General features: G+C 68.5%; 23 protein-coding genes. 7 read left to right on the top strand and 16 right to left on the bottom strand.

The window, feature by feature from the left end; all coding sequences use genetic code 11:
• Positions 1-228 precede the first annotated feature (228 nt).
• Positions 229-1,347, top strand: coding sequence for an ATP-binding cassette domain-containing protein (locus tag ACQUS7_RS13525; protein WP_435147700.1), 1,119 nt, complete (start codon positions 229-231; stop codon positions 1,345-1,347).
• Positions 1,344-2,231 (top strand): ABC transporter permease, encoded by an 888-nt coding sequence (locus tag ACQUS7_RS13520; RefSeq protein ID WP_435124552.1) that lies wholly within the window; start codon positions 1,344-1,346, stop codon positions 2,229-2,231. The genes ACQUS7_RS13525 and ACQUS7_RS13520 overlap by 4 nt, the downstream gene beginning before the upstream one ends.
• A 190-nt stretch (positions 2,232-2,421) precedes the next feature.
• Here the strand turns inward: ACQUS7_RS13520 and ACQUS7_RS13515 are convergent, their stop codons facing one another.
• Entirely contained in the window at positions 2,422-2,976 is a 555-nt protein-coding gene (locus ACQUS7_RS13515) for a peptidylprolyl isomerase (RefSeq protein ID WP_435124555.1), read from the bottom strand.
• 77 nt (positions 2,977-3,053) lie between these two features.
• Entirely contained in the window at positions 3,054-5,633 is a 2,580-nt protein-coding gene (locus ACQUS7_RS13510) for a PAS domain S-box protein (RefSeq protein WP_435147697.1), read from the bottom strand.
• A gap of 114 nt (positions 5,634-5,747) precedes the next feature.
• On the opposite strand from ACQUS7_RS13510, the gene ACQUS7_RS13505 reads away from it, so the two are divergent.
• Positions 5,748-6,062 (top strand): hypothetical protein, encoded by a 315-nt coding sequence (locus ACQUS7_RS13505; protein WP_435147695.1) that lies wholly within the window; start codon positions 5,748-5,750, stop codon positions 6,060-6,062.
• A 5-nt stretch (positions 6,063-6,067) separates the two neighbouring features.
• On the opposite strand, the gene ACQUS7_RS13500 is transcribed toward ACQUS7_RS13505, so the two are convergent.
• From ACQUS7_RS13500 to ACQUS7_RS13490, 3 genes are all read right to left on the bottom strand, one after another.
• Positions 6,068-6,955 (bottom strand): hypothetical protein, encoded by an 888-nt coding sequence (locus tag ACQUS7_RS13500; RefSeq protein WP_435147693.1) that lies wholly within the window; start codon positions 6,953-6,955, stop codon positions 6,068-6,070.
• A gap of 77 nt (positions 6,956-7,032) precedes the next feature.
• On the bottom strand, positions 7,033-7,623 hold the full coding sequence (tmk, locus tag ACQUS7_RS13495) for a dTMP kinase (RefSeq protein ID WP_435124566.1): 591 nt from the start codon (positions 7,621-7,623) through the stop codon (positions 7,033-7,035).
• A 45-nt stretch (positions 7,624-7,668) separates the two neighbouring features.
• On the bottom strand, positions 7,669-7,908 hold the full coding sequence (locus ACQUS7_RS13490) for a hypothetical protein (protein WP_435124569.1): 240 nt from the start codon (positions 7,906-7,908) through the stop codon (positions 7,669-7,671).
• 431 nt (positions 7,909-8,339) lie between these two features.
• Here ACQUS7_RS13490 and ACQUS7_RS13485 point away from each other — a divergent pair, with 431 nt between their 5' ends.
• Positions 8,340-11,516 (top strand): adenosylcobalamin-dependent ribonucleoside-diphosphate reductase, encoded by a 3,177-nt coding sequence (locus ACQUS7_RS13485; protein ID WP_435147690.1) that lies wholly within the window; start codon positions 8,340-8,342, stop codon positions 11,514-11,516.
• A gap of 169 nt (positions 11,517-11,685) precedes the next feature.
• Positions 11,686-13,452 (top strand): dihydroxy-acid dehydratase, encoded by a 1,767-nt coding sequence (ilvD, locus tag ACQUS7_RS13480; protein ID WP_435147688.1) that lies wholly within the window; start codon positions 11,686-11,688, stop codon positions 13,450-13,452.
• 42 nt (positions 13,453-13,494) lie between these two features.
• Here the strand turns inward: ilvD and ACQUS7_RS13475 are convergent, their stop codons facing one another.
• Positions 13,495-13,710: a hypothetical protein gene (locus ACQUS7_RS13475; protein WP_435147686.1), complete on the bottom strand. Its 216-nt coding sequence runs from the start codon at positions 13,708-13,710 to the stop codon at positions 13,495-13,497.
• Between the two features lie 217 nt (positions 13,711-13,927).
• Here ACQUS7_RS13475 and ACQUS7_RS13470 point away from each other — a divergent pair, with 217 nt between their 5' ends.
• Entirely contained in the window at positions 13,928-14,836 is a 909-nt protein-coding gene (locus ACQUS7_RS13470) for a hypothetical protein (RefSeq protein ID WP_435147684.1), read from the top strand.
• Between the two features lie 206 nt (positions 14,837-15,042).
• The gene (locus tag ACQUS7_RS13465) at positions 15,043-15,510 is read left to right on the top strand and encodes a type IV pilin (protein ID WP_435124581.1); all 468 of its coding nucleotides are present in this window, start codon (positions 15,043-15,045) and stop codon (positions 15,508-15,510) included.
• 237 nt (positions 15,511-15,747) lie between these two features.
• Here ACQUS7_RS13465 and ACQUS7_RS13460 read toward each other — a convergent pair whose 3' ends face one another.
• The 10 genes from ACQUS7_RS13460 to ACQUS7_RS13415 all read right to left on the bottom strand — a co-directional run bounded on the left by ACQUS7_RS13460 (position 15,748) and on the right by ACQUS7_RS13415 (position 20,288).
• On the bottom strand, positions 15,748-15,921 hold the full coding sequence (locus tag ACQUS7_RS13460; RefSeq protein ID WP_435147682.1) for a hypothetical protein: 174 nt from the start codon (positions 15,919-15,921) through the stop codon (positions 15,748-15,750).
• A gap of 291 nt (positions 15,922-16,212) precedes the next feature.
• Positions 16,213-17,259, bottom strand: a complete 1,047-nt coding sequence (locus tag ACQUS7_RS13455; RefSeq protein ID WP_435147680.1) for a tyrosine-type recombinase/integrase — start codon at positions 17,257-17,259, stop codon at positions 16,213-16,215.
• Positions 17,256-17,561: a hypothetical protein gene (locus ACQUS7_RS13450; RefSeq protein WP_435147678.1), complete on the bottom strand. Its 306-nt coding sequence runs from the start codon at positions 17,559-17,561 to the stop codon at positions 17,256-17,258. The genes ACQUS7_RS13455 and ACQUS7_RS13450 overlap by 4 nt, the downstream gene beginning before the upstream one ends.
• The gene (locus tag ACQUS7_RS13445) at positions 17,554-18,126 is read right to left on the bottom strand and encodes a J domain-containing protein (protein WP_435147676.1); all 573 of its coding nucleotides are present in this window, start codon (positions 18,124-18,126) and stop codon (positions 17,554-17,556) included. The genes ACQUS7_RS13450 and ACQUS7_RS13445 overlap by 8 nt, the downstream gene beginning before the upstream one ends.
• The gene (locus ACQUS7_RS13440; RefSeq protein WP_435147674.1) at positions 18,123-18,515 is read right to left on the bottom strand and encodes a hypothetical protein; all 393 of its coding nucleotides are present in this window, start codon (positions 18,513-18,515) and stop codon (positions 18,123-18,125) included. The genes ACQUS7_RS13445 and ACQUS7_RS13440 overlap by 4 nt, the downstream gene beginning before the upstream one ends.
• On the bottom strand, positions 18,505-18,819 hold the full coding sequence (locus ACQUS7_RS13435) for a hypothetical protein (protein WP_435147672.1): 315 nt from the start codon (positions 18,817-18,819) through the stop codon (positions 18,505-18,507). The genes ACQUS7_RS13440 and ACQUS7_RS13435 overlap by 11 nt, the downstream gene beginning before the upstream one ends.
• Positions 18,819-19,337: a hypothetical protein gene (locus tag ACQUS7_RS13430; protein WP_435147670.1), complete on the bottom strand. Its 519-nt coding sequence runs from the start codon at positions 19,335-19,337 to the stop codon at positions 18,819-18,821. The genes ACQUS7_RS13435 and ACQUS7_RS13430 overlap by 1 nt, the downstream gene beginning before the upstream one ends.
• Positions 19,334-19,708, bottom strand: coding sequence for a hypothetical protein (locus tag ACQUS7_RS13425; protein ID WP_435147668.1), 375 nt, complete (start codon positions 19,706-19,708; stop codon positions 19,334-19,336). The genes ACQUS7_RS13430 and ACQUS7_RS13425 overlap by 4 nt, the downstream gene beginning before the upstream one ends.
• Positions 19,705-20,040, bottom strand: coding sequence for a PadR family transcriptional regulator (locus ACQUS7_RS13420; RefSeq protein ID WP_435147666.1), 336 nt, complete (start codon positions 20,038-20,040; stop codon positions 19,705-19,707). The genes ACQUS7_RS13425 and ACQUS7_RS13420 overlap by 4 nt, the downstream gene beginning before the upstream one ends.
• Positions 20,037-20,288 (bottom strand): hypothetical protein, encoded by a 252-nt coding sequence (locus ACQUS7_RS13415; RefSeq protein WP_435147664.1) that lies wholly within the window; start codon positions 20,286-20,288, stop codon positions 20,037-20,039. Before ACQUS7_RS13415 ends, ACQUS7_RS13420 begins: the two co-directional genes overlap by 4 nt.
• Between the last annotated feature and the right edge of the window lie 34 nt (positions 20,289-20,322).

Below are 20,322 nucleotides of genomic sequence, written 5' to 3'. Positions count from 1 at the left end.
CTGCGGTTCCTTCCGCCGTCGTCGCTGCTGCGGTCATCGTCTCTCTGGTTGCTGCAGTCGCGGTCTCATCGGCGTCGTCGCGGTCGCGGTCGCCTCCGGGACCGTCGTCCCGGTCGCCGCCGCGGTACCGGGATCGACGGTGGACGCGTCGGTGGATAATCGCCGGACGGCGTGCTGATTGAACGTTCATTCAAAAGGTTTAGGTGTCCGAGTGTCGTTCCGGCGACCGTGAACGCAATCGACGCACAGCACCTCGAACTGACGTACTCCGACGGGACGGAGGCCGTCACGGACGTCTCGTTCGACATCCCGGAGGGCGAGTTCTTCGGGTTTCTCGGTGCGAACGGCGCCGGGAAGACGACGACCATCAAGATGCTGACGACGCTGTTGAAGCCGACGAGCGGCAGCGTCGCCGTCAACGGCTTCGACGTGGAGTCGGAGCCGCGGAAGGTCCGCGAATCCATCGGCTACATGGCCCAGGAGACCAGCATCGACCCCGAACTCACGGCGCGCGAAAACGTCCAGTACGCCTGCGGCGCCTACGGCGTCCCCCGCAGCGAACGCGGCGACCGCATCGACGACCTGCTCGCGCTCGTCGACCTCGCGGACGTCGCCGACAAGCAGGCGAAGGACTTCTCCGGCGGCATGAAAAAGCGGCTCGACGTCGCGACCGCGCTCGTCCACGAGCCCCCGATCGTGTTCCTCGACGAGCCGACCACCGGGCTCGACCCGAAGGCCCGGAACCGGCTGTGGGACTACTTCGAGCGCATCAACGACCGCGGCACCACCATCTTCCTCACGACCCAGTACCTCGAGGAGGCCGACCAGCTCTGTGAACGCATCGCCGTCATCAGGGACGGCGAAATCGCCGTCACCGGCTCGCCGGCCGAACTCAAGTCCCGCGTCGGCGGCGACGTGCTCGAAGTCGAACTCGACGACCCGACCGACGAGCACGTCGAACGCGCCCGCGACATCGCCGTCGACTCGCGGCTCGTCGACGGCCCTGAGGCCGTCGAACCGACCGATACCGGCGTCCTCGTCACGTCCTCGGAGGCGCGGCGACACGGCACCGACCTGCTCGTCGCGCTCCGGGACGCCGGCCTCACCATCGTCGGCTTCAACGTCCGAAGCCCGACGCTGGACGACGTGTTCCTCGCGGTGACCGGCGAGGAGTACGACGCCGACCCGGACGCCGACGCGGACGACGCGGATTCGGACGCCGGCGGCACCTCCGACCGCGACGCGGCCCGGGACGCGGCCACTGACGGCGCCGCCGACACCGGTACCGCCGGCACCGATACCGCTGACGCCGACCGCGACGCAGCGGAGACGGAGGTGTCCCGATGAGCGCCGAACGCGGGCGGAAGTCGGCGGGGAACGGGTTCCTGACGGACACCTGGGTGAACCTCCGCCGGTGGATTCTCAAGACCGTCCGGAACCCGTTCGTGATGACGTTCTCGCTGCTGAACCCTGTCATGTTCCTCGTGCTGTTCACCGAGGTGTTCGGGCAGATCACGGGCGGCGCCATCGGGCAGAGCCTCGGCGCGGACGTCAGCTACGTCACCTACCTCGTCCCCGCCATCGCGATTCAGGTGTCGCTCATCGCCGCCACCACCTCCGGTATCGGCCTCGTCGAGGACATCGAGTCCGGGATGTTCGAGAAGGCGCTCGTCTCGCCGATGCACCGCGGCGCCGTCTTCCTCGGCAAGTCGCTCTCGGAGGTGCTCCGCATCGTCGTCCAGATCTGCATCATCCTGACGTTCGGCTACGTGCTGCTGTGGTTCGACACCGGCGGCAACCCCGGCGAGTACGTCGCCACCGGCCTCCTCGGCGGCGTCGGCATCGTCCTCGTCGGCATCCTGTTCGCCGTCTGGTTCACGGCGTTCTCGAACATCATGGCGCTCGTCACGCGCGACCAGGAGTCCACGATGATTTCGGTGAACATCCTCCAGTTCCCGCTGCTGTTCCTCTCCAGCGCGTTCCTGCCGCTGGAGATTCTCCCCGGCTGGGTGCAGACCGTCGCCGCGCTCAACCCCATCACGTACGGCGTCGACGCCGCCCGCGCCCTGATGTTCGGGCAGGACGTCATGACCGTCATCGACGTCACGGCGTTCGGCGGCGTCTGGAACACGCTCGTCCCCGCGGTCGCCGTCCTCGGCGCGCTCGACCTCGCGCTCGGCGGCGTCGCCGTCTACTTCATGGCCCGCGCCACCAGCGCCGAGGCGCGCTGACCGCGGCGCGGCGCGCGATTCGTTCCGCGTCGAGGCGTCCCGGCGCCGCCGCTGGCTTCGCTGCGGGTCCGAAGAACAGCGCCGAGTCGCGGCCGTGCTCGCCGCCGGCCGTCCGCCGTCGGGTCGCCGGGTCGCCCAGTGGCCGAGTCGCTGCTGAGTCGCCGAGTCGACGTCGGCGTCGCGTCCTTGGTTACCGGTCGACGTCGACGGATTCGAGGACGACCTCGTCGCGGGGCTCGTCGTTGCGGCCCGTCGGGACGGAGCCGATTTCCTCGACGACGTCCATGCCGTCGACGACCTTCCCGAACACCGCGTGGCGGTCGTCGAGGTGCGGCTGGGCGCCGAGCGTGATGAAGAACTGCGAGCCGTTCGTGTCCGGGCCGGAGTTCGCCATGCTGAGTACGCCGGCGTCGTCGTGGCGGAGTTCGTCGTGGAACTCGTCGTCGAACTCGTAGCCGGGGCCGCCGCGGCCGGTGCCGGTCGGGTCGCCGCCCTGAATCATGAAGTCGCTGATGATGCGGTGGAACTCGACGTCGCTGTACAGCGGGTCGATGCGCTTCTCGCCGGAGTCGGGGTCCTCCCAGGCGCCGGTCCCGGGCGCGACCTCCGTGTTCTCGTAGTCGTCGGCGCCCTCCGCGAGGCCGATGAAGTTCTCGACGGTGCGGGGCGCGCGGTCGGCGTACAGCTCCACGGTGATGTCGCCGTGGTTCGTGTGCAGCGTCGCCGTCGGCAGGTCGTCACTCATGGCTCCGTCTCGGCGGCCGACGCGGAAAAGTCGTTCCGTCCGCGTCGCCGCCGCCGCCCCGCCGCCTCGAACGCCGCTCAGGCCGACTCGGCCCCGGATTCGGGTGCGGAGCCCGCGGTGGACTCGCCGGCCGCGTCGGGGTCGCCGTCGCCGTCCGGGTCCGCATCCGCGTCCGCGTCGGGGCTGCCGCCGGCGGCCGAGCCGTCTTCCGACTCCTCCGTCGGCTCCTCGTCGGCGCGCCGGAGCGTCACGGTCACGACGGTGCCGCGCGGGTCGTTGTCGGCGATGTCGACGTCGCCGCCGTACGCCTCCAGCAGCTCCTTCACGAGGTAGAGGCCGAAGCCGCTGCCGGGGCTCTGCAGCCCCTTCACGCCCTTCTCGACGACCTCGCGTTTCTCGTCGTCCGGGATGCCGGGGCCGTTGTCGGCGACGTGGACCCGGACCGTCTCCGGGTCGACGTCGACGGAGACGTCGATTTCGGCGACGTCGGCGTCGTTGTGGACGACGGCGTTCGTCAGGACGTTCTCGAACACCTCGCCGAGCAGGTCGTCCGCCAGCACCGCGACGTCCGGCGGCTCGTCGAACGACACGTCGACGTCGTCGTAGCCGGTCCGGGTCTTTTCGACCTCTGACGCGAGCACGTCGCGGAGGCCGACCGCTTCGAGTTCGCGCTCGTCGCCCTCCACGACGGTCTCGACGAACGACCGCATCGTCTCGATGAGGTCCGCCATGTCGTCGACGCGCTGGGTCACGGTGTCGAGGTGCTCCTCGTAGTCGTCGTCGACGTGGCCGCCGAGGATGTCGGCGCGGGCGTTCACGACGTTCAGCCCGTTCAGGAGGTTGTGCCGCAGGATGCGGTTCATGAACTCGAGTTGTTCGCGCTGCTCGGTGAGCGCCTGTTCGCGTTCGCGGCGCTCGGTCATGTCGCGCGTGATTTTCGTGTAGCCGACGAGGTCGCCGTCGTCGTCGTACCGCGCGGTCAGGTCGACGTTCGCCCAGAACCGCGAGCCGTCCTTCCGGACCCGCCACCCCTCGTCTTCGGCGTGGCCGTTCTCGGCGGCCGTCTCCAGCAGCGTCTCCGCGCGGCCCTGTTCGCGGTACTCGGGCGGGTAGAACGTCGACAGGTGCTCGCCGAGCACCTCCTCCTCGTCGTAGCCCTTGAGGCGGCGCGCGCCCTCGTTCCAGCTCGTGACGCGGCCGTCCTCGTCGAGCGTGAAGATGGCGTACTCCGTGACGGCCTCGACGACGGACGTGTAGACGCTGCGCTGCTCGCGCAGCTCCGCCTCCCGCTGCTGTTCGCGCTGCCGGCGCTCCAGCTCGTAGCCGAGCCAGCTCGCCATCAGCTCCACCATCGTCAGCTCCCAGTTCTCGAAGTCGCGGCGCTCGCCGGGCGCGATGAAGCAGACGGTGCCGTACAGCTCGCCGCTGACCGTCACGGGCGCGCCGAGGTACGACTCGATGTCGCCGCCGTCGTGTTCGGAGAGTTTCGCCGGCGCGTCGAACCGCATCGCGCCGTCGGCGGCGACCGTCTCGGCGCAGTGCGTCTCCGCGAGCGGCAACACGGCGTCCTCGTCGACGTCGCCGCCGGCGCGCACCACCTCGAACCGGAAGTCGTCGCCGTCGACGGTGGCGAACGCCGACACCTCGGTGTCGAGCAGCCGCTCGCCGATTTCGAGCAGCTCCCTGACCTTCCAGTCGAACTCGCGGTCCTTCGCGGAGATGACGTCGTACAGCTCCCGCAGCATCGACTCGCGGCGCTCCAGCTCCCGTTCCCGCCGCTTCTGGTCGGTGATGTCGACGTACCGCTCCACGCGGCCGCCGGCGTACAGCCCGGTCTCGATGGGTTTGCTCCAGTGTTCGAACCACTTGGCGTCCGACGGCGCGTCCGCGAGGTCGACGCCGCCGTCGGCGACCGCGTCGCCGCCGGCGTCGCCGCGGACGCCGGGGTCCATCCGGAACTCGAACTCGCAGACCTCGTCCTCGTCGTAGGCGTCCCGAAGCAGGCGCCCGATGTCGCCGTCGCCGGGAACCGTGAACAGGTCGGCGCGCTCGCCGAGCAGGTCCAGCCGGTCGCGGCCGACGACGGCGTCGCGGTCAAGCCCGAAGTACTCCTCGATGGCGGCGTTCGCCCAGACGACGCGGCCGTCGTCGCCGACGATGAGCTGGGCGACCTCCTGGGAGTCGAGGACGTCCTCGATGAGCGACCGGTAGCGCTGCTCGCTCTCGGCGAGCTCCTCGCGGCGCTGCTGCTCGCGGCTGTGGTAGACGCCGACGCCGAACGTCGCCAGCGACCCGACGACGACGGCGTCCATCGCGATGATGACCGGCTTCAGGTCGTGCTGGGCGAAGTACTGGACGCCGAGAATCCAGCCGAACACGAGGCCGACCGCGGCGGCGCCGGCGACCGTCCAGCGGACGACGCTGCGCTTCCGGTCGTCGCTCCACGGCTGCCGGGCCAGCCAGACGCCGGCCGCGACGATACAGAGCGCGAGCAGTATCAGCACGCTGTTCTCGACGACGGTGGAGTGCAGCGACTTCTGCGGCGGCACGTAGGCGTCCTCGTACATGTCGTACAGCGGGACGCCGAGCAGCGCCACGCCGAGGGCGCTCACGACCCACGGACCGAACAGCCGACTGACGCGCCCCCGAACTGTCATGCGGCGAGACACAGGAGAGAGCCCAATCAAGGTTTTCGCCGTTCCCGCCGCACGGCCACCGCCTCCGCCGCGCTACCCGACAACGTGAAAGGCGCCGCGGCCCGACCGTCCGGTATGGCGTCGCTCCTCGCGTTCGGGCTGCTCGTGGTCGCCGTCGCGGTTCACACGCTGGTCGCCGCGGTGCTCGCACGGTTCTTCCGCATCCGGCTGAACACCCGGTGGGGCTGGGTGGCGTACTCGTTCATGATTACGCCGCTGGTGCTCGTGTTCCTGACCATCGTCTCCGGGATGGTGATTCCGCCGGTGTTCACGAGCGCGCCGCTGCTGCTCGCGGTCATGGTCGGCGTCCCGCTCGCGCTCGGGTTCACCATCGACGTGCTGTACGTGCCGCCGCCGGAGGAGTACGAACTCCCCGAACCCGCGGACTGAGCGGTTCAGTCGGCGGTCACGTTCTGCGAGCCGTTCGCCGCCGCAGCCACGGCGTCGGCCACCCACGCCGGCCGGTCGACCGTCGTCGTCCCGACGCCGGTCACGCGGAACCGGGCCGTCGACGTCGCCCGAACCCCGCCGTAGACCGCGTCGTAGCGGAGGCGGTACGACCGGACGACGCCGTCGGCCGTGACGAACGCGGCCAGCGAGACGTTCGAGACGCCGCTCGGGTAGCCGTCCGCCGCCCACGCGTCGGTCGCGCGGAGCACGAACAGCCGTTCGCCGCCGCGGGTGGTCGTCCCGGCGTACTCGAGCGTCAGCGGCGCCAGCGTCGCGCGGAGCAGGTCCGCGCCGGTGCCGTCGACCCCGCTCCACGCCGGCCGGCCGTCCACGGTGCCGTACCGCACGGCGCCGCCGCTGCCGTCCTCGCCGGGCGGGCCGCGCTCGCCGAAGACGCGGCGCGTGGCGGTCCACGTCCCGTTCGTCCACACCGAGGCGTTCCACGACGGCACGGCGACCGCGTTCGGATTCGCGCCGCCGGTCCGCAGTTCGTACAGCAGCGCGTCGCCGTCGCGGCGCCGCGTCTCCGTCACCGTCGCCAGCGCGGTCCCGTTGGCCGCCACCACCGTCCGGCGGTACCGCACCGTGACGCTCCGGCCGTCGAGAGCGTCTTCGTGGGCGTTCGTCACCACCCAGACGCTGACGTTCCCGCGGCCGACGCCCGGCGGCGGCCCCGGCGTCGGCGTCGCCGTCGCGGTCGGCGTCTCGCGCAGCGCCGGATTCACGGTTCGGGCGTCGTCGCCGGAACCGCCCGGGCCGCCGACGGCGCCGCACCCCGCCGTGACGACGAGGACCGCGACGGCGACCGCGGCCGCGACGCCACCCTGAGACATGGCTGTGTGTCGGTCGTCATCGGTGATAAACGTCCGTTCGCCGCGTCGCCGCGGGCGGCGGAACTCGGGTATGCGGGTCAGTCGGCGTCGACGAGGCGGGCGACGGCGTCCTCGACGGCGTCGAGCACCTCCTCCGGTGAGCGTGTCGCGTCGATGCGGACGAACCGCTCCGGCTCGGCGTCGACGAGCCGCTCGTAGTTCGATTCGACCTGCGCGAGGAACGCGGCGTGCTCGAACTTGTTGGTCGCGCCGGCGCGCGCCGCCGCGGTCTCCGGGTCGACCTCGAAGAACAGCGTCGCGTCCGGTTCGCGCGTGAACGCCTGGTGGATGCCGCGGACGTACTCGAGCGGCCGCTGGAGGTCGGTCCCCGACAGCGACGCGGCCTGGTAGGCGTACCGCGAGTCCGTGTAGCGGTCCGAAATCACGAGTTCGTCGTCCGCCAGCGCCGGCCGGACGACCCGCGAGAGGTGGTCGGCGTGGTCGGCGGTGTACAGGAACAGCTCGGCGAGCGGGTCGGAGTCGTCCTCGTTCAGCGACCGGTTCACGGCATCGCCGTACCACGAATCGGTCGGCTCGCGGGTGAAGACGGCGTCCGGGTAGACGTCGTGGAGCGCCTCCCACGCCGTCGTCTTCCCGCTGCCGTCGAGGCCTTCGAGCGTGATGAGCATGCTATGGCGGTTTCGCGCGGACGGTTTACTGCTTGCGAGTCCCGTTCACAGCAGGTAGGTCGTGACGAGCAGGAACGCGCCGACGACGAGGGCGGCGACGAGCGCGAGCTTCCAGGCGACCTTCATGACGATGCGGCCGACCAGAAGCACCGCGAGGAAGGCGACGAGCGCGAGGAACACCTTCCCGAGCGTCGTGTTGAGCGGTTCGGGAAGCTGGAGGAGCGCGGCGGCGAGCGGAGCGGCGAGCGAAGCGACGGTCGGTGCGGCGAGCGCGGATGCGGTCATACCCCGGCGTTCTCACCCCCGCCACATACCGCTTGTCCCCGACCAGCCGCGTCGAGCCGGGCCGCCGACTCCGGGGCTGACGGTTTGGTACGACGTTCGGAACCGCGTACTATACACGAGTCTGTTCAGCGGTCGCGTCGTGCGGTTTCGCGCGTAATCCGGGGACGGCGACACTTTCGCTCCGCTCTGCACACTCTTATGGTGGCTCGTCCGTTAGCCTCTGTGTGTACCACACGGGGCATCTTCGCCCCAGCGTCGCTCAGCGAGCCGTCGGACAAGCTCGCTTGAACTAACACAACTCCACCCGGACCCGCACTGCTTATGCGTGTGCATCCGGAAGGAGAATTCCGTCCGAAACTCACCATGGAACACCACTACATCACCACGGAATCCGGTCAGCTCAGGGGCTGTACCGGGGAGGTATCTCACGAATGAGCCGCGCGGACCTCGGCGCCGACGAACTCGAACTACCGATCAAGCGGACCGAAGGAGACACGCTACAGGAGCGGCTCACCGGCAACGCCTACGACAACATTCTGCCGGCGCGCTACCTCCGCAAGGACGCCGACGGCAACCTCACCGAGACCCAAGAGGAGCTGTTCGAACGCGTCGCGAAGAACGTCGCGCTCGCCGAAGCCGTCTACGAGGCCGACAACCAGGGCGTCGAAATCGAGGTCACGCCCGACCAGCTCAAGCCCGACCACCCGCGGCGGGACGAGCTCGCCGAAGAGGTGTTCGGCGCCGGCGTCACCCCGGAGGACGACGCCGAAACCACGCTCTCCGTCTACAACGTCAACAAGTTCGCGTACGACACCGTCGTCCCCGAACTGCCGACGGACGTCCGCGAGCACGTCGCCGACGTCGCCGACGAGTTCCAGGAGCTGATGGAGCGGCTGTCGTTCATGCCGAACTCGCCGACGCTGATGAACGCCGGCGACGAACTCCAGCAGCTCTCCGCCTGCTTCGTCGACTCGCCCGACGACGACATCGACGACATCCACCAGACCGCCAAGGAGGCCGCGCAGGTGTTCCAGTCCGGCGGCGGCATGGGCTACGCGTTCTGGAAGCTCCGGCCGTACGGCGACGCCGTCGGCTCCACCGGCGGCATCGCGTCCGGCCCCATCACGTTCATGCGGACGTTCGACCAGATGTGCGAAACCATCGCGCAGGGCGGCGCGCGACGCGGCGCCCAGATGGGCGTGATGCGCGTCAGCCACCCCGACGTCATCCAGTTCCTCCACGCGAAGAACAAGGACGTCTCGCTGGCGAACACGCTGCGGCTGAACGACCCCGACGACTACACCCACACCAGCTTCCAGGAGGCGCTCGAGGAGGCGCGCGAGCTCATCGACGAGGACGGCCGCGTCCCGAAGCACCTCCGGAACGCCGTCGAGGGCCACCTGTCGAACTTCAACATCTCCGTCGGCGTCACCGACGACTTCATGGAGGCGCTCCAGAACGACGAGGAGTTCACGTTCACGAACCCGCGCACCGAGGAGCCGCACGTCGCGACGCCGGAGACGAAGGAGCTGTACGACATGTTCGGGCTCGGCGAACACGTCGAGGTCGGCGAGGTGCTGTCGGTGCCCGCCGCCGAACTGTGGGAGCAGATCGTCGAGGGCGCCCACGAGAACGGCGAACCGGGCGTCATCTACCTCGAACGGGTGAACAAGCTCCACAGCTTCGACGTCGACGAGCACCCGGACCACCGCATCCTCGCGACGAACCCGTGCGGCGAACAGCCGCTCGAGGAGTACGAGGCGTGTAACCTCGGCCACATCAACCTCTCCACGCTCGCCGACCTCGACGCGCCCGACTGGCGCGTCTGGAGCGACGAGCACGCCGACGAGTACGACTCGACGGAGGCCGCAGTCGAGGCGTTCCTCGACGACGCGATGGACTGGGACGAGTTCGACTACCGCGTCGAGATGGGGACGCGGTTCCTGGAGAACGTCGTCACGATGTCGGACTTCCCGGTCCCCGAAATCGAGCAGAAGGTGCGGGACATGCGGAAGATCGGGCTCGGCGTCATGGGGCTGGCGCAGCTGTACATCCAGCTCGGCGTCCGCTACGGCAGCGACGTCGGCAACGAGATCGCCGAGCAGCTCATGACCCACATCAACCACGAGTCGAAGTGGGCGAGCCACGAACTCGCCGAGGAGCGCGGCTCGTTCAACGACTGGGCGGACTCGAAGTACGCCGACCCGACGGAGTACCGCGACTGGTTCGAGCAGTACGTCGGCCTCGACGCCGACGAGTGGGCGGACGGCTTCTCCATCCGGAACCACAACACGACGACCATCGCGCCGACCGGGACGACGTCGATGGTCGGCAACACCACCGGCGGCTGCGAGCCCATCTACAACGTCGCCTACTACAAGAACGTCTCCGACGACGTGCAGGGCGACGAGATGCTCGTCGAGTTCGACGACTACTTCCTCCGCACGCTGGAGGCGAACGACATCGACGTCGACGCCGTCAAGGAGGAAGCCCAACAGCAGATGGCGAACAACGAGTTCGACGGCGTCGACGGGCTGGAGACGGTGCCGGACGCGATCGGCGAACTGTTCGTCGTCACCGGCGACCTCGACGCGAAGGACCACGCCGGCGTCCAGGTCGCCTGTCAGGCCGGCGTCGACTCCGCCATCTCGAAGACGGTGAACGCGCCGAACGACTCCACCGTCGAGGACGCGCAGGAGGTCTTCGAGTACATCTACGAGCACGGCGGGAAGGGCGTCACGTACTACCGCGACGGCACCCGGTCGAAGCAGGTGCTGACGACCCGCGCCGACAACGCCGAGTTCGCTGACGAGAGCGAGGCCGCAGAAACCATCGTCGAGCAGATCTCGGAGGTGTTCGGCGGCATCGAGGCGTTCCTCGACAACGACGACGTCCGCGCCGCCGTCGACGCCGAAATCGACGAGCTGCTCGAAGCGGCCGACCAGAAGACCGTCAACATCGACTACACCGAAAAGCGGCCGCGGCCGGACTCGCTGCACGGCATCACGCAGCTCATCGAGACCGGCTACGGCAAGATGTACGTCACCATCAACGAGGACCCGCAGACCGGCGAGCCGTTCGAGCTGTTCGCGAACATCGGCCACTCCGGCGGCTTCACGAACAGCTTCACGGAGTCGCTCGCGAAGGTCATCTCGACGGCGCTGCGCTCCGGCGTCGACCCGCGGGAGATCGTGGACGAACTGCAGGGCACCCGGTCGCCGAAGATCGCGTGGGACAAGGGCGAGCAGATCCAGTCCATCCCGGACGCCATCGGCACCGCGATGCGCCGCTACCTCGACGGCGACGTCGAGAAGGGCTACCCCGAACAGCAGAACCTCGACGACGTGTCGGTCGCCGCAGACAGCCACGAGGCCGACGGCGGCGCGGCGGTCGACGTCGACGCGGCGGACGTCGACACCGACGCCGGCCCCGAACCCGCGGTCGGCGGCCCCGAGGCCGCAGGCGGCGGCGCGGCCCAGGAGTCCGACGCCGTCGACGAACTCATCGCGAACGGCGAATCCCCCGAGTGCCCCGACTGCGGCAGCATGACGCTGTACTACTCCGAAGGCTGCAAGACCTGCGAGTCCTGCGGCTGGTCGGAGTGCTGAGCGGCGCTCGCTGACCGCGCTCTCCGGTCCGGTTTCTCTTGCGGTTTTCGCGGCTCGCGCTTCCGTTCGAGCCGCGGCGCCCCGTCGTCGCCGCGGCGCGGCTTTCGAATCGACAGCAAGAACTGTCCGCGGGCGACGGTTTATCAGCGCGCGCACCGACCCTCCGACTATGAGCGAGCAGCAGCGTCGCGGCCGAGGCGGTGAGCACGAGGAGTTCGCGGGCGAGAAGTCCGAGGAGCTCCGGAGTCACGAGGTCACGTCGGGCGCCGAGCGCGCGCCGCACCGCGCGATGTTCCGGGCGATGGGCTACGACGACGCGGACCTGTCGTCGCCGATGATCGGCATCCCGAACCCGGCGGCGGACATCACGCCGTGTAACGTCCACCTCGACGACGTCGCGGACGCGGCCCGCGACGGCATCGAGGACGCCGGCGGCATGCCCATCGAGTTCGGCACCGTCACCATCTCCGACGCCATCTCGATGGGGACCGAGGGGATGAAAGCCAGCCTCATCAGCCGCGAGGTCATCGCGGACTCCGTCGAACTCGTCTCGTTCGGCGAACGCATGGACGCGCTGGTGACGGTCGCCGGCTGCGACAAGAACCTCCCGGGGATGCTGATGGCCGCCATCCGCACCGACCTGCCGTCCGTGTTCCTCTACGGCGGCTCCATCATGCCCGGCGAACACGAGGGCCGCGACGTCACGGTCCAGAACGTCTTCGAGGGCGTCGGCACCTACGCCGAAGGCGACATGTCCGCCGAGGAACTCGACTCGCTGGAGCGGAACGCCTGCCCCGGCGCCGGCTCCTGCGGCGGCATGTTCACCGCGAACACGATGGCGTCCATCGCGGAGGCGCTCGGCATGGCGCCGCTCGGCTCCGCGTCGCCGCCCGCGGAGTCCGAAGAGCGGTACGACGTCGCGCGGCACGCCGGCGAACTCGCGCTGGAGTGCGTCCGCGAGGACCGCCGGCCGTCTGACATCCTGACGAAGGAGTCGTTCGAGAACGCCATCGCGGTCCAGGTCGCGATGGGGGGGTCGACGAACGCCGTCCTCCATCTGCTCGCGCTCGCCGCCGAAGCCGACGTCGACCTCGACATCGAGGAGTTCGACGAGATCTCCCGCCGCACCCCGAAGATCGCGAACATGCAGCCCGGCGGCACCCGCGTCATGCTCGACCTCCACGAGGTCGGCGGCGTCCCGGTCGTGATGCGCCGCCTGCTGGAGGGCGGCTACCTCCACGGCGACGCCATGACCGTCACGGGCCGCACCGTCGCCGAGGAGATCGAACACCTCGAAGACGCCGCCATCATCCCCGAGGACGACCTCATCGACGCGGACTTCGTCTACACCGTCGACGAGCCGTACCAGGAGGAGGGCGCCATCAAGGTCCTGACGGGGAACCTCGCGCCCGACGGCGCCGTCCTGAAAGTCACCGGCGACGACGCCTTCCGCCACGAGGGCCCGGCGCGCGTCTTCGAGAACGAGGAGGACGCCATGGAGTACGTCCAGTCCGGCGGCATCGAGTCGGGCGACGTCATCGTCATCCGGAACGAGGGCCCGCGCGGCGGCCCCGGGATGCGCGAGATGCTCGGCGTCACCGCCGCCGTCGTCGGCGCCGGCCACGAGGACGACGTCGCGCTGCTCACCGACGGCCGCTTCTCCGGCGCCACCCGTGGCCCGATGGTCGGACACGTCGCCCCGGAGTCCGCCGACGGCGGCCCCATCGCGCTCGTCGAAGACGGCGACCGAATCACCGTCGACATCCCGGACCGCGACCTCTCCGTCGACCTGACGGACGACGAGCTCGCGCGCCGGGCCGACGACTGGGAGCCGAACGACCCGCCGTACACCGGCGGCGTCCTCGCGAAGTACGCCCGCGACTTCGGCTCCGCCGCCAACGGCGCCGTCACGAACCCGAAAGCGAAAGAGGACTGAGCCGAGACGACCCGCTCCGGCTCGTCGCTGCGGCGGGCGACGTCACTCCGTTTTCTCGACGGCGAGCCGCTCGATGCGTTCCTGTCTCCGCGCGATGTCGCCGTACTGCTCCGCCACGTCCGTCGCGCCGTTTTCGGCCTCGTACTCCTCCAGCCGCGCCGCCGCGCTGTGCAGCGTCGCCGCCGCCGACGCGACCGCCTCCAGGTCGTCCTCGTCGAGCTGGTCGAGAACCGTCTCGTAGTACGCCTCGTCGTCCATATCTCACCGTCCCGGGTGAGCGGCTTCAATCTGTTCGCCGACCAAAACCACTCGGAGCCGGTTCGACTCGACCCACTCGGAGCCGGCTCGACTCGACCCATCCGGGCTGCCGGCCAGATTCGATTCGGCACGACTCGGCGGCTGCTGTGCTCGCCGACGTTTCAGACCGCTGGACTGTCACCGCGGCTTATCCGGCGTCCGCTCGAAGCACCCGCCCATGACGGACCAGCCCGATTCGGCGGCGTGGCGCCGCGTCGACACGCCCGTCGACGAGACGCTGTACGACGCCGCTGACGCCGGCGGCACCCCGGTCGCGGTCGGTGGCGGCGGCACCGCGCTCCGCCGCGCGGACGGCGACTGGCACGCGGTCCTCGAAGACGGCGTCGCCGCGAACGGCTACGCGCTCTGCGCCGCGGACGCGACGGACGACGGCGACCGCATCTGGGTCGCCGGCGAATCCGGCGCGTTCGGGACGTACGAACTCGGCGGCGCGCGGACCCACGACTACTCCGCGCCCGGCGGCAACACGACGACGTTCGTCGCGGTCGCCGCGGTCGGCGACGCCGGCTCGGAAACCGTGTTCGTCGGCGACGACGACGGCGCCGTCACGGTCATCACGCCCGGCGGCGGCTCGCCGACGGTCGACCGCACGACGCGTCCGCCGAACGGCGACGAAATCGTCGCCATCGGCGCCCGCGGCGACGACGCGGTCGTCGTGACCGGCGACGGCTTCCTCTGCCGCACCGCGGACGGCCGCGACTGGTCGACCACCGACCTCGGCACAGCGCTCGAAACTACCGTCGCCGCCGGCGCCGCAGCGGCCGACCGAACGGTCGCCGTCTCCCACGAAGGCGACGGCTGCGTCGTCACGGCCGCCGGCGACGTCCTCCTGGACAGCCTCGCCGGCACCGACGTAAGCGACGTCGCCACCGACGGCGCCGAGGTCGTCACGGTCGGCGGCTCCGGCGGCGTCTACCGCCGCACCCTCGACGGCTACGTCGTCGCCGACACCGCCACGGACGCGACGCTCCACGGCGTCGCCCTCTCCGACCCCGCGGTCGCCGTCGGCTCGTCCGGGACGGTGCTGGAGGCGACGAACGCGGTCCCGCTCGCGTCGGACCACTGACGCGAACCGCTCGACTAATCCTCGGCGGCTGACAGTACGCGGGCGGCCTGACACCCGACGCTCACACGGACCGGTTTTACGGCTCCTGGGCGACTCGTGAATCCAACGGAGTCTCCGAGGTGCCACCCGAAGAACTGTCAGCGAGGAGCTAACTCTTCGGCCTCGGCAACTGCTTTTTTCACTACTCCGTCGGTGCCCGTGACCGTATGGAACTCAAGCGGCTCATCTCGGACGACCGCGCGGTGTCGCCGGTCATCGGGGTCATCCTGATGGTGGCGATCACCGTCATCCTCGCGGCCGTCATCGGGACGTTCGTGCTCGGGCTCGGCCAGAACCTGCAGACGAGTCCGCCACAGGCATCGTTCGGCTTCGACTACACAGACGCGACGGGGACCACAAATTCCAACACGGACTATCTCGTTACCGCTACTCACCAGGGAGGGGCGACACTGAACTCGGACAACTCGAAGAACGTCCAGTTGAGCTCATCCGCGGGCACAGTCAACTTCAGCCTGCCCGTTTCAGCAGGCGACTCGGTTACTCTAAACGGGAGTAATACTGGGACAGCCGACGACGAAATCGCTGTTCCGTCCGACACCGACGTCCGCGTGATCTGGACGTCCTCCACCGGACAGACGTCTCAGACGCTCGCGAAAGGTCAGACGCCGTCGTAAGCGCCAGCTGACCCGTTCTTTTCGGGAACCGGTACCGCCGTCCGAAGCGAGACTCGTCACCGCCTAGCGGCAGGTCTCGAGTCCGTGATGTGACTACGTGAGGTTGACACCGCCCGGCGAGAGTTCGGTTGGCGATTCGGCACGTCGTTTCGACGGATGCAAATCCCGCGGTCACCGATTTCCTGCTCCGCGCCCCTCAGCCACAGCCCCTGGGTTCTCCCGTCGCCGCTGTCGGTACTACTCGGTAGAGTCGTACACGTACAGATACAGCAGCCCGACGGCGCCGAGGAGCCCAAGCCCGAGCACACCTGACTGCGGAACCAGCTGCCCGTAGATGAACACCCCGATCGCGACGACCACAACCAGGAGAAATTCCACGAACAGCAAATGCGTGCGTAACTCGGACTCCATCAGTAGATTCGTGAAGGCCACCGGTGCATGAATGTAACCATCTGCTCGTCGACGCCGAGAGAGAACCAGGCTTCTGCATCGGAGACGCCGGACGTGAGGACCAACCGTCCCCCTGAAGTTCGGCACGTAACCGGGTCAGGCGGATGGCTCTGGTTAGGTGTGGTTCACGGAAACGCTGGGAGAACGCCGTATGTGAGGCTCGAGAAAGTTAGAAGTGGGACCGCCGAGAGTTAGACACTTCACCCAGAAGTGCAATCCTCCCCACTTCAGCCCCTGACGATGCTGAACACGTCATAGTCCTGCTGCCGAAATTTCGTCTCGGCGACGGTCCAGCTCCTCACCCAGATTCGGCTTGTCGTAGTACGCTCTGATCGTGTCCGGCATCGCATCGACACGCGCGGCGACCTTCGTGATCCGCACGTCCCGGTTCCGAAGGTCCGTAATCCGACCGGTCCGAATCGGATGCGGGCTCAACGACGACGGGCACTTGCTCTCGTGGCCGTGCTTCCGGTACGGACAGCTGGCCGGCTCTTCGTCATGCGGACACCCGCTGTGGAAACACGGCTGCGTGAGCAAGTACGCGGTCTGCCGAACCGTCGACGTAGTCGGTCGCCCGAATTTCGTCGTGAACAGTGGCGAGCGGCCGTAGTCGTCCTCGCGGTCCATCCGGTGTTCACGAATGTAGTCTCGGAGCACCGTGACCGTCTTCTCGTTGAGGACGTTCAGCCGCTCACCCGAAACACCGTTCTTCAGCCGAGTGCCCGACTCCTCCCGGCTGACGAACCGAACGGTGCCGTCCTCTACGTCGAAATCGCCGACGTCGAGCGCCCGGAGCCCGGATATCCGGGCTCCGGTGTCCCACATCGTGATGAACAGCGCGTGGTCTCGCGTCGCGTACCGGAACTTGTCGAGGTGGTCCAGGATGGTGTGGACCCGCTCGCGGCTTATCGTCAGGTCGCTAGACACCTCGCCTTTCGTCAACGAAGGGATGTGCTGCGTGAACTTCTCGGCCAACGCCGGCTCCACCGCCTCGAGAGCAACTCCGTACTCGAGGAACTGCCGGACGGTCCGGAGTTCGTTCTTCATCGACGTGCTGTTGAGAGCTGGCTCACGATGGTCGCGGTACGCCTTGAGGTCGCGGCCATCGACGTCGTTCAGATTCATGATCCCCTCGGACTCGCACCAATCGATGAACTGGCTGACGCGGCGCTTGTAGGAGTCAGACGTACTCCCGGAGGTGTCCGAATCGATGATGTCCAGCCACTCGCCCATCGCCTGCCGCGGCGTGATGGGCTTGAGGTCGCTGCGGGTGCCGTCACCCGAAGACGGAGACGTCATTCCGATACCTCCGGCGAGCAGAACTGTCCGCGCTCGTCGAAGCTCACTGACTTCGCCGACTCCGGGACCGTCCCGGAGTACGTCGGCTCGACCGACTCAGGACGGTGCGGACACCGACCGTCGAGCTCACCGCCGGCACGCCCGCCGCGACGGGCGTGCCCGAACTCCGTTCCGTCCGGGCCGACCGTAATCCACCGTCGGCACGTCCGGCACTTCAGGTCGCTTCCACGGTCGGGTTCGCTCCCGACGTTCGTGAGGTGGTCCGGGACGAGCCGTTTGCCGGCGCTGCGCACGCTACTCATCGAGCAGCACCTCCTTGGCTCGCTGGACTCGATGGAACGCCTGCGGGTCGCCGCCGTTGTCCGGATGTACCTCCTTCACCTTCTCCCGGTAGGCGTCCCGGATGCGGGCTTCTGACGCGTCACTGGCGACGCCGAGAACGGTGTGCGGCGCCGGGTCAGCCTCGACCACGTCGTCTCCGGAGGGGAGCCGCGCGTTCGCGAACTCGGATTCTCCGGTCGCGACGGGTCGGGACTCCATCTTCCGCTTCTCTCGGACGTACAGCCCCACCGTCCGAACGTTGTCTCGAAGCCGAGAGTACCGGTCACAGGCGACCGCGTACTGCGCACCGCCCATCGACCAGCGGAGCACGAAACTCGGGTCGTCAGGGCGAGCGCGGGCGTACGGTCGCCCGTCTCGCTGCCGCGCGTCTGCGTCGAACGAGTACCGGAAGTCATCGACGCCGAGCCGGTCAAGCTCGCCTTCGAGGTCCTCGAAAGCGTCCGAGAGTGACACCTCGAAGCTGCGGTTTGCCGAGCGCTCATCTGCAGGCGTCCGCCCGAACTGCGCCGGCCAGTCAACACTCACTGCTCTTCACCTCCGAGTGCGTCGACGGGGACCAGCGTCTCGCCTGGCTGGGCCTTGTCCCCCGATTCCGGCAACTCCCCGCTGTTCAGCCCCCATCCAAAGAAGAACCACCGGACGGCGCCGCACACCCGACAGTTGTACGCCGTCACAAAGTGGGAGGTGGCGAAATACCGGACTGTGTAGCATTCCTCGCAAGCCATCGCTACTGAATGGCTTTTGTACGCAGTCCCATTCCCGGCGAGCGGTTCCTTCTGCATCGGGCGAGTCGCTCCGCCTCTCCGAACAGTTGTCGGGACGTTGTAGCCGACTCGCTCGTCCCCGTACTCGTGCTCGTCGGGATCGCCGACGTAGCGCCGATAGGTTGCACGGCTGGATTCGTCACTGGGCATCGTCCACCTCCGTTTCGCGGATGTCGGCCAGCAGGTCGTTGAGTTGGCCGCTCCGTTCGATGCAGACGCGGAGCCGCGCCTCGACGGTTTCAGGTGTTCCGTTCCATGGCTCGTCGAGGACGTGGAGGACGCGCCGTGCCTGCCGAACCGTCAGGTCGTAGTTCCACAGGGACTTGTCGTTCGCGGCTCCGTCGACGTGGAGGCAGTTCGCGCAGGTCACGTCGGAGCCGTGGCGGGTCATCGGTTCGCCGTCGTCGCCGCAGTTCGGGCACGTCCAGTCGGTGCCGTCGGTCTGAGGCGACATCAGGCATCCACCCCGTAGGAGACGGTGTTGGTGGAACGGACGTACTCGATGACCTCGACGTCGAGCGAATCGAGTCGGTCGGTGACGACTTCGAGTGCGGCCCGGGTGTCGACGGCTTCGCATCCGACGGTGCCGCGAACGAAGAACGTGATTTCGTCTTCCGAGTCGTCGTACTCGAAGGTGTGGACGCCTTCGTCGTCTGTGACGTAGACGATGACGTTCTTCGACTCCCGGAGGGTGTCGAGCGCCGCGTCGACGTCTCCGGCTTTCAGCAGCTCGCCGACGCGGGCGGCGACCGATTCGTACTCCAGTTGGGACTGTCCGGGTCCGCCGTCGGTCACGCCGTGCGCACTGAGGGCGTCGGTGTACTGTGGTTCGAACTGTCCTGCGGCGGTTAGGGTTGCGGCGTCGATGCCGCAGCCGCAGGGGGACGCCGTGTGCGTGTGCGGTCCGTTCGCCTGGATGCCGGAGATTCGCCGGCCGCATCCGGGGCAGGCCGCTCCGTCCGGGGCGCTCATTCGCCGTCACCTCGAATCGGGAAGTCGGTGCGGGCGTTCGGGGCGTTGCGGTCGCCGTAGCTGGTTCGGAGTTCGCCGTCGACGTAGTAGTCGGTGATACCGGTGCCGGTCGCGATGGTTTCGCCGCGCGGGTCGTGGAGCCGCGGGGTGCCGCCCTCGGAGTAGGTGAGGACGACGTAGTCGTAGCGGCCGGTGAGCCAGGTGTCGCCGGGTCCGGCGTCGGCCGGGGAGGCTGCGTTCCCGACGTCGTAGACGTGCGTCAGGTCGGCCGTGTCGTCGTTGCTGTCGGCGGTCGAGTGTTCGGCCGCGTGGTTGGTCGCGTCGGCGTCCGGGGCCGTGTCGGCGTTCTCAGCGGGGTCGTCGGCGGTCATGCGCTATCACCTCCGTTGACCGCGTCGCTGAGCTGTCTGAGCCGGTCCCGAAGGAGGTCGCGGCCGACGTCGGTGAGTTCGTAGCGGTTGGTGCGGCTGTCCAGTTCGGACTTTTCGAGGAGCCCGGCGTCGTCGAGGCCGTCGAGAGTCGGGTAGAGTCGGCCGTGATTGATTTCTTGTCCGTACAGGTCGCTCAGGACGCGTTTGACTGCGAGGCCGTAGGTGGGCTCGCTGTCGGCTTCGAGGGCGGCGACTGCGTAGAGCGTGTTCCCCTCGAACGCCGTGAGGTCGGTCCAGGTCGGCGCGTCGGTGTCGGCGAGGGTGGAACTCATCCGCGCACCTCCGTGTCCCGGACGACGCTGTAGCCGTCCGGGAGAACGGCTTCGGCGAAGGCGCGGGCGAGCTGCGGCATCTGGAAGCCGAACTCGGCGGCCGCCTCGGGGCCTTCGAGCCGGACCCGGTCGCCCTCAACGACGACGTGGTTGATAGCGCCCAGCTCGTGGACTGGAGGCTCGTCAGACTGGTCGGCGCGTTCGTTACTCTCGGTACACTTTTCGGCGTCGCTGTTGTAATCAGACATTGCTCTGGTCGTACTGCGGATACTGCGCTCTGCG

It is taken from the genome of Halobaculum sp. P14 (genome assembly GCF_051195155.1).
In the GTDB taxonomy this organism is placed as follows: Archaea; Halobacteriota; Halobacteria; order Halobacteriales; family Haloferacaceae; genus JBNTKA01.
This window is presented reverse-complemented; position numbering and strand designations above follow the sequence as displayed.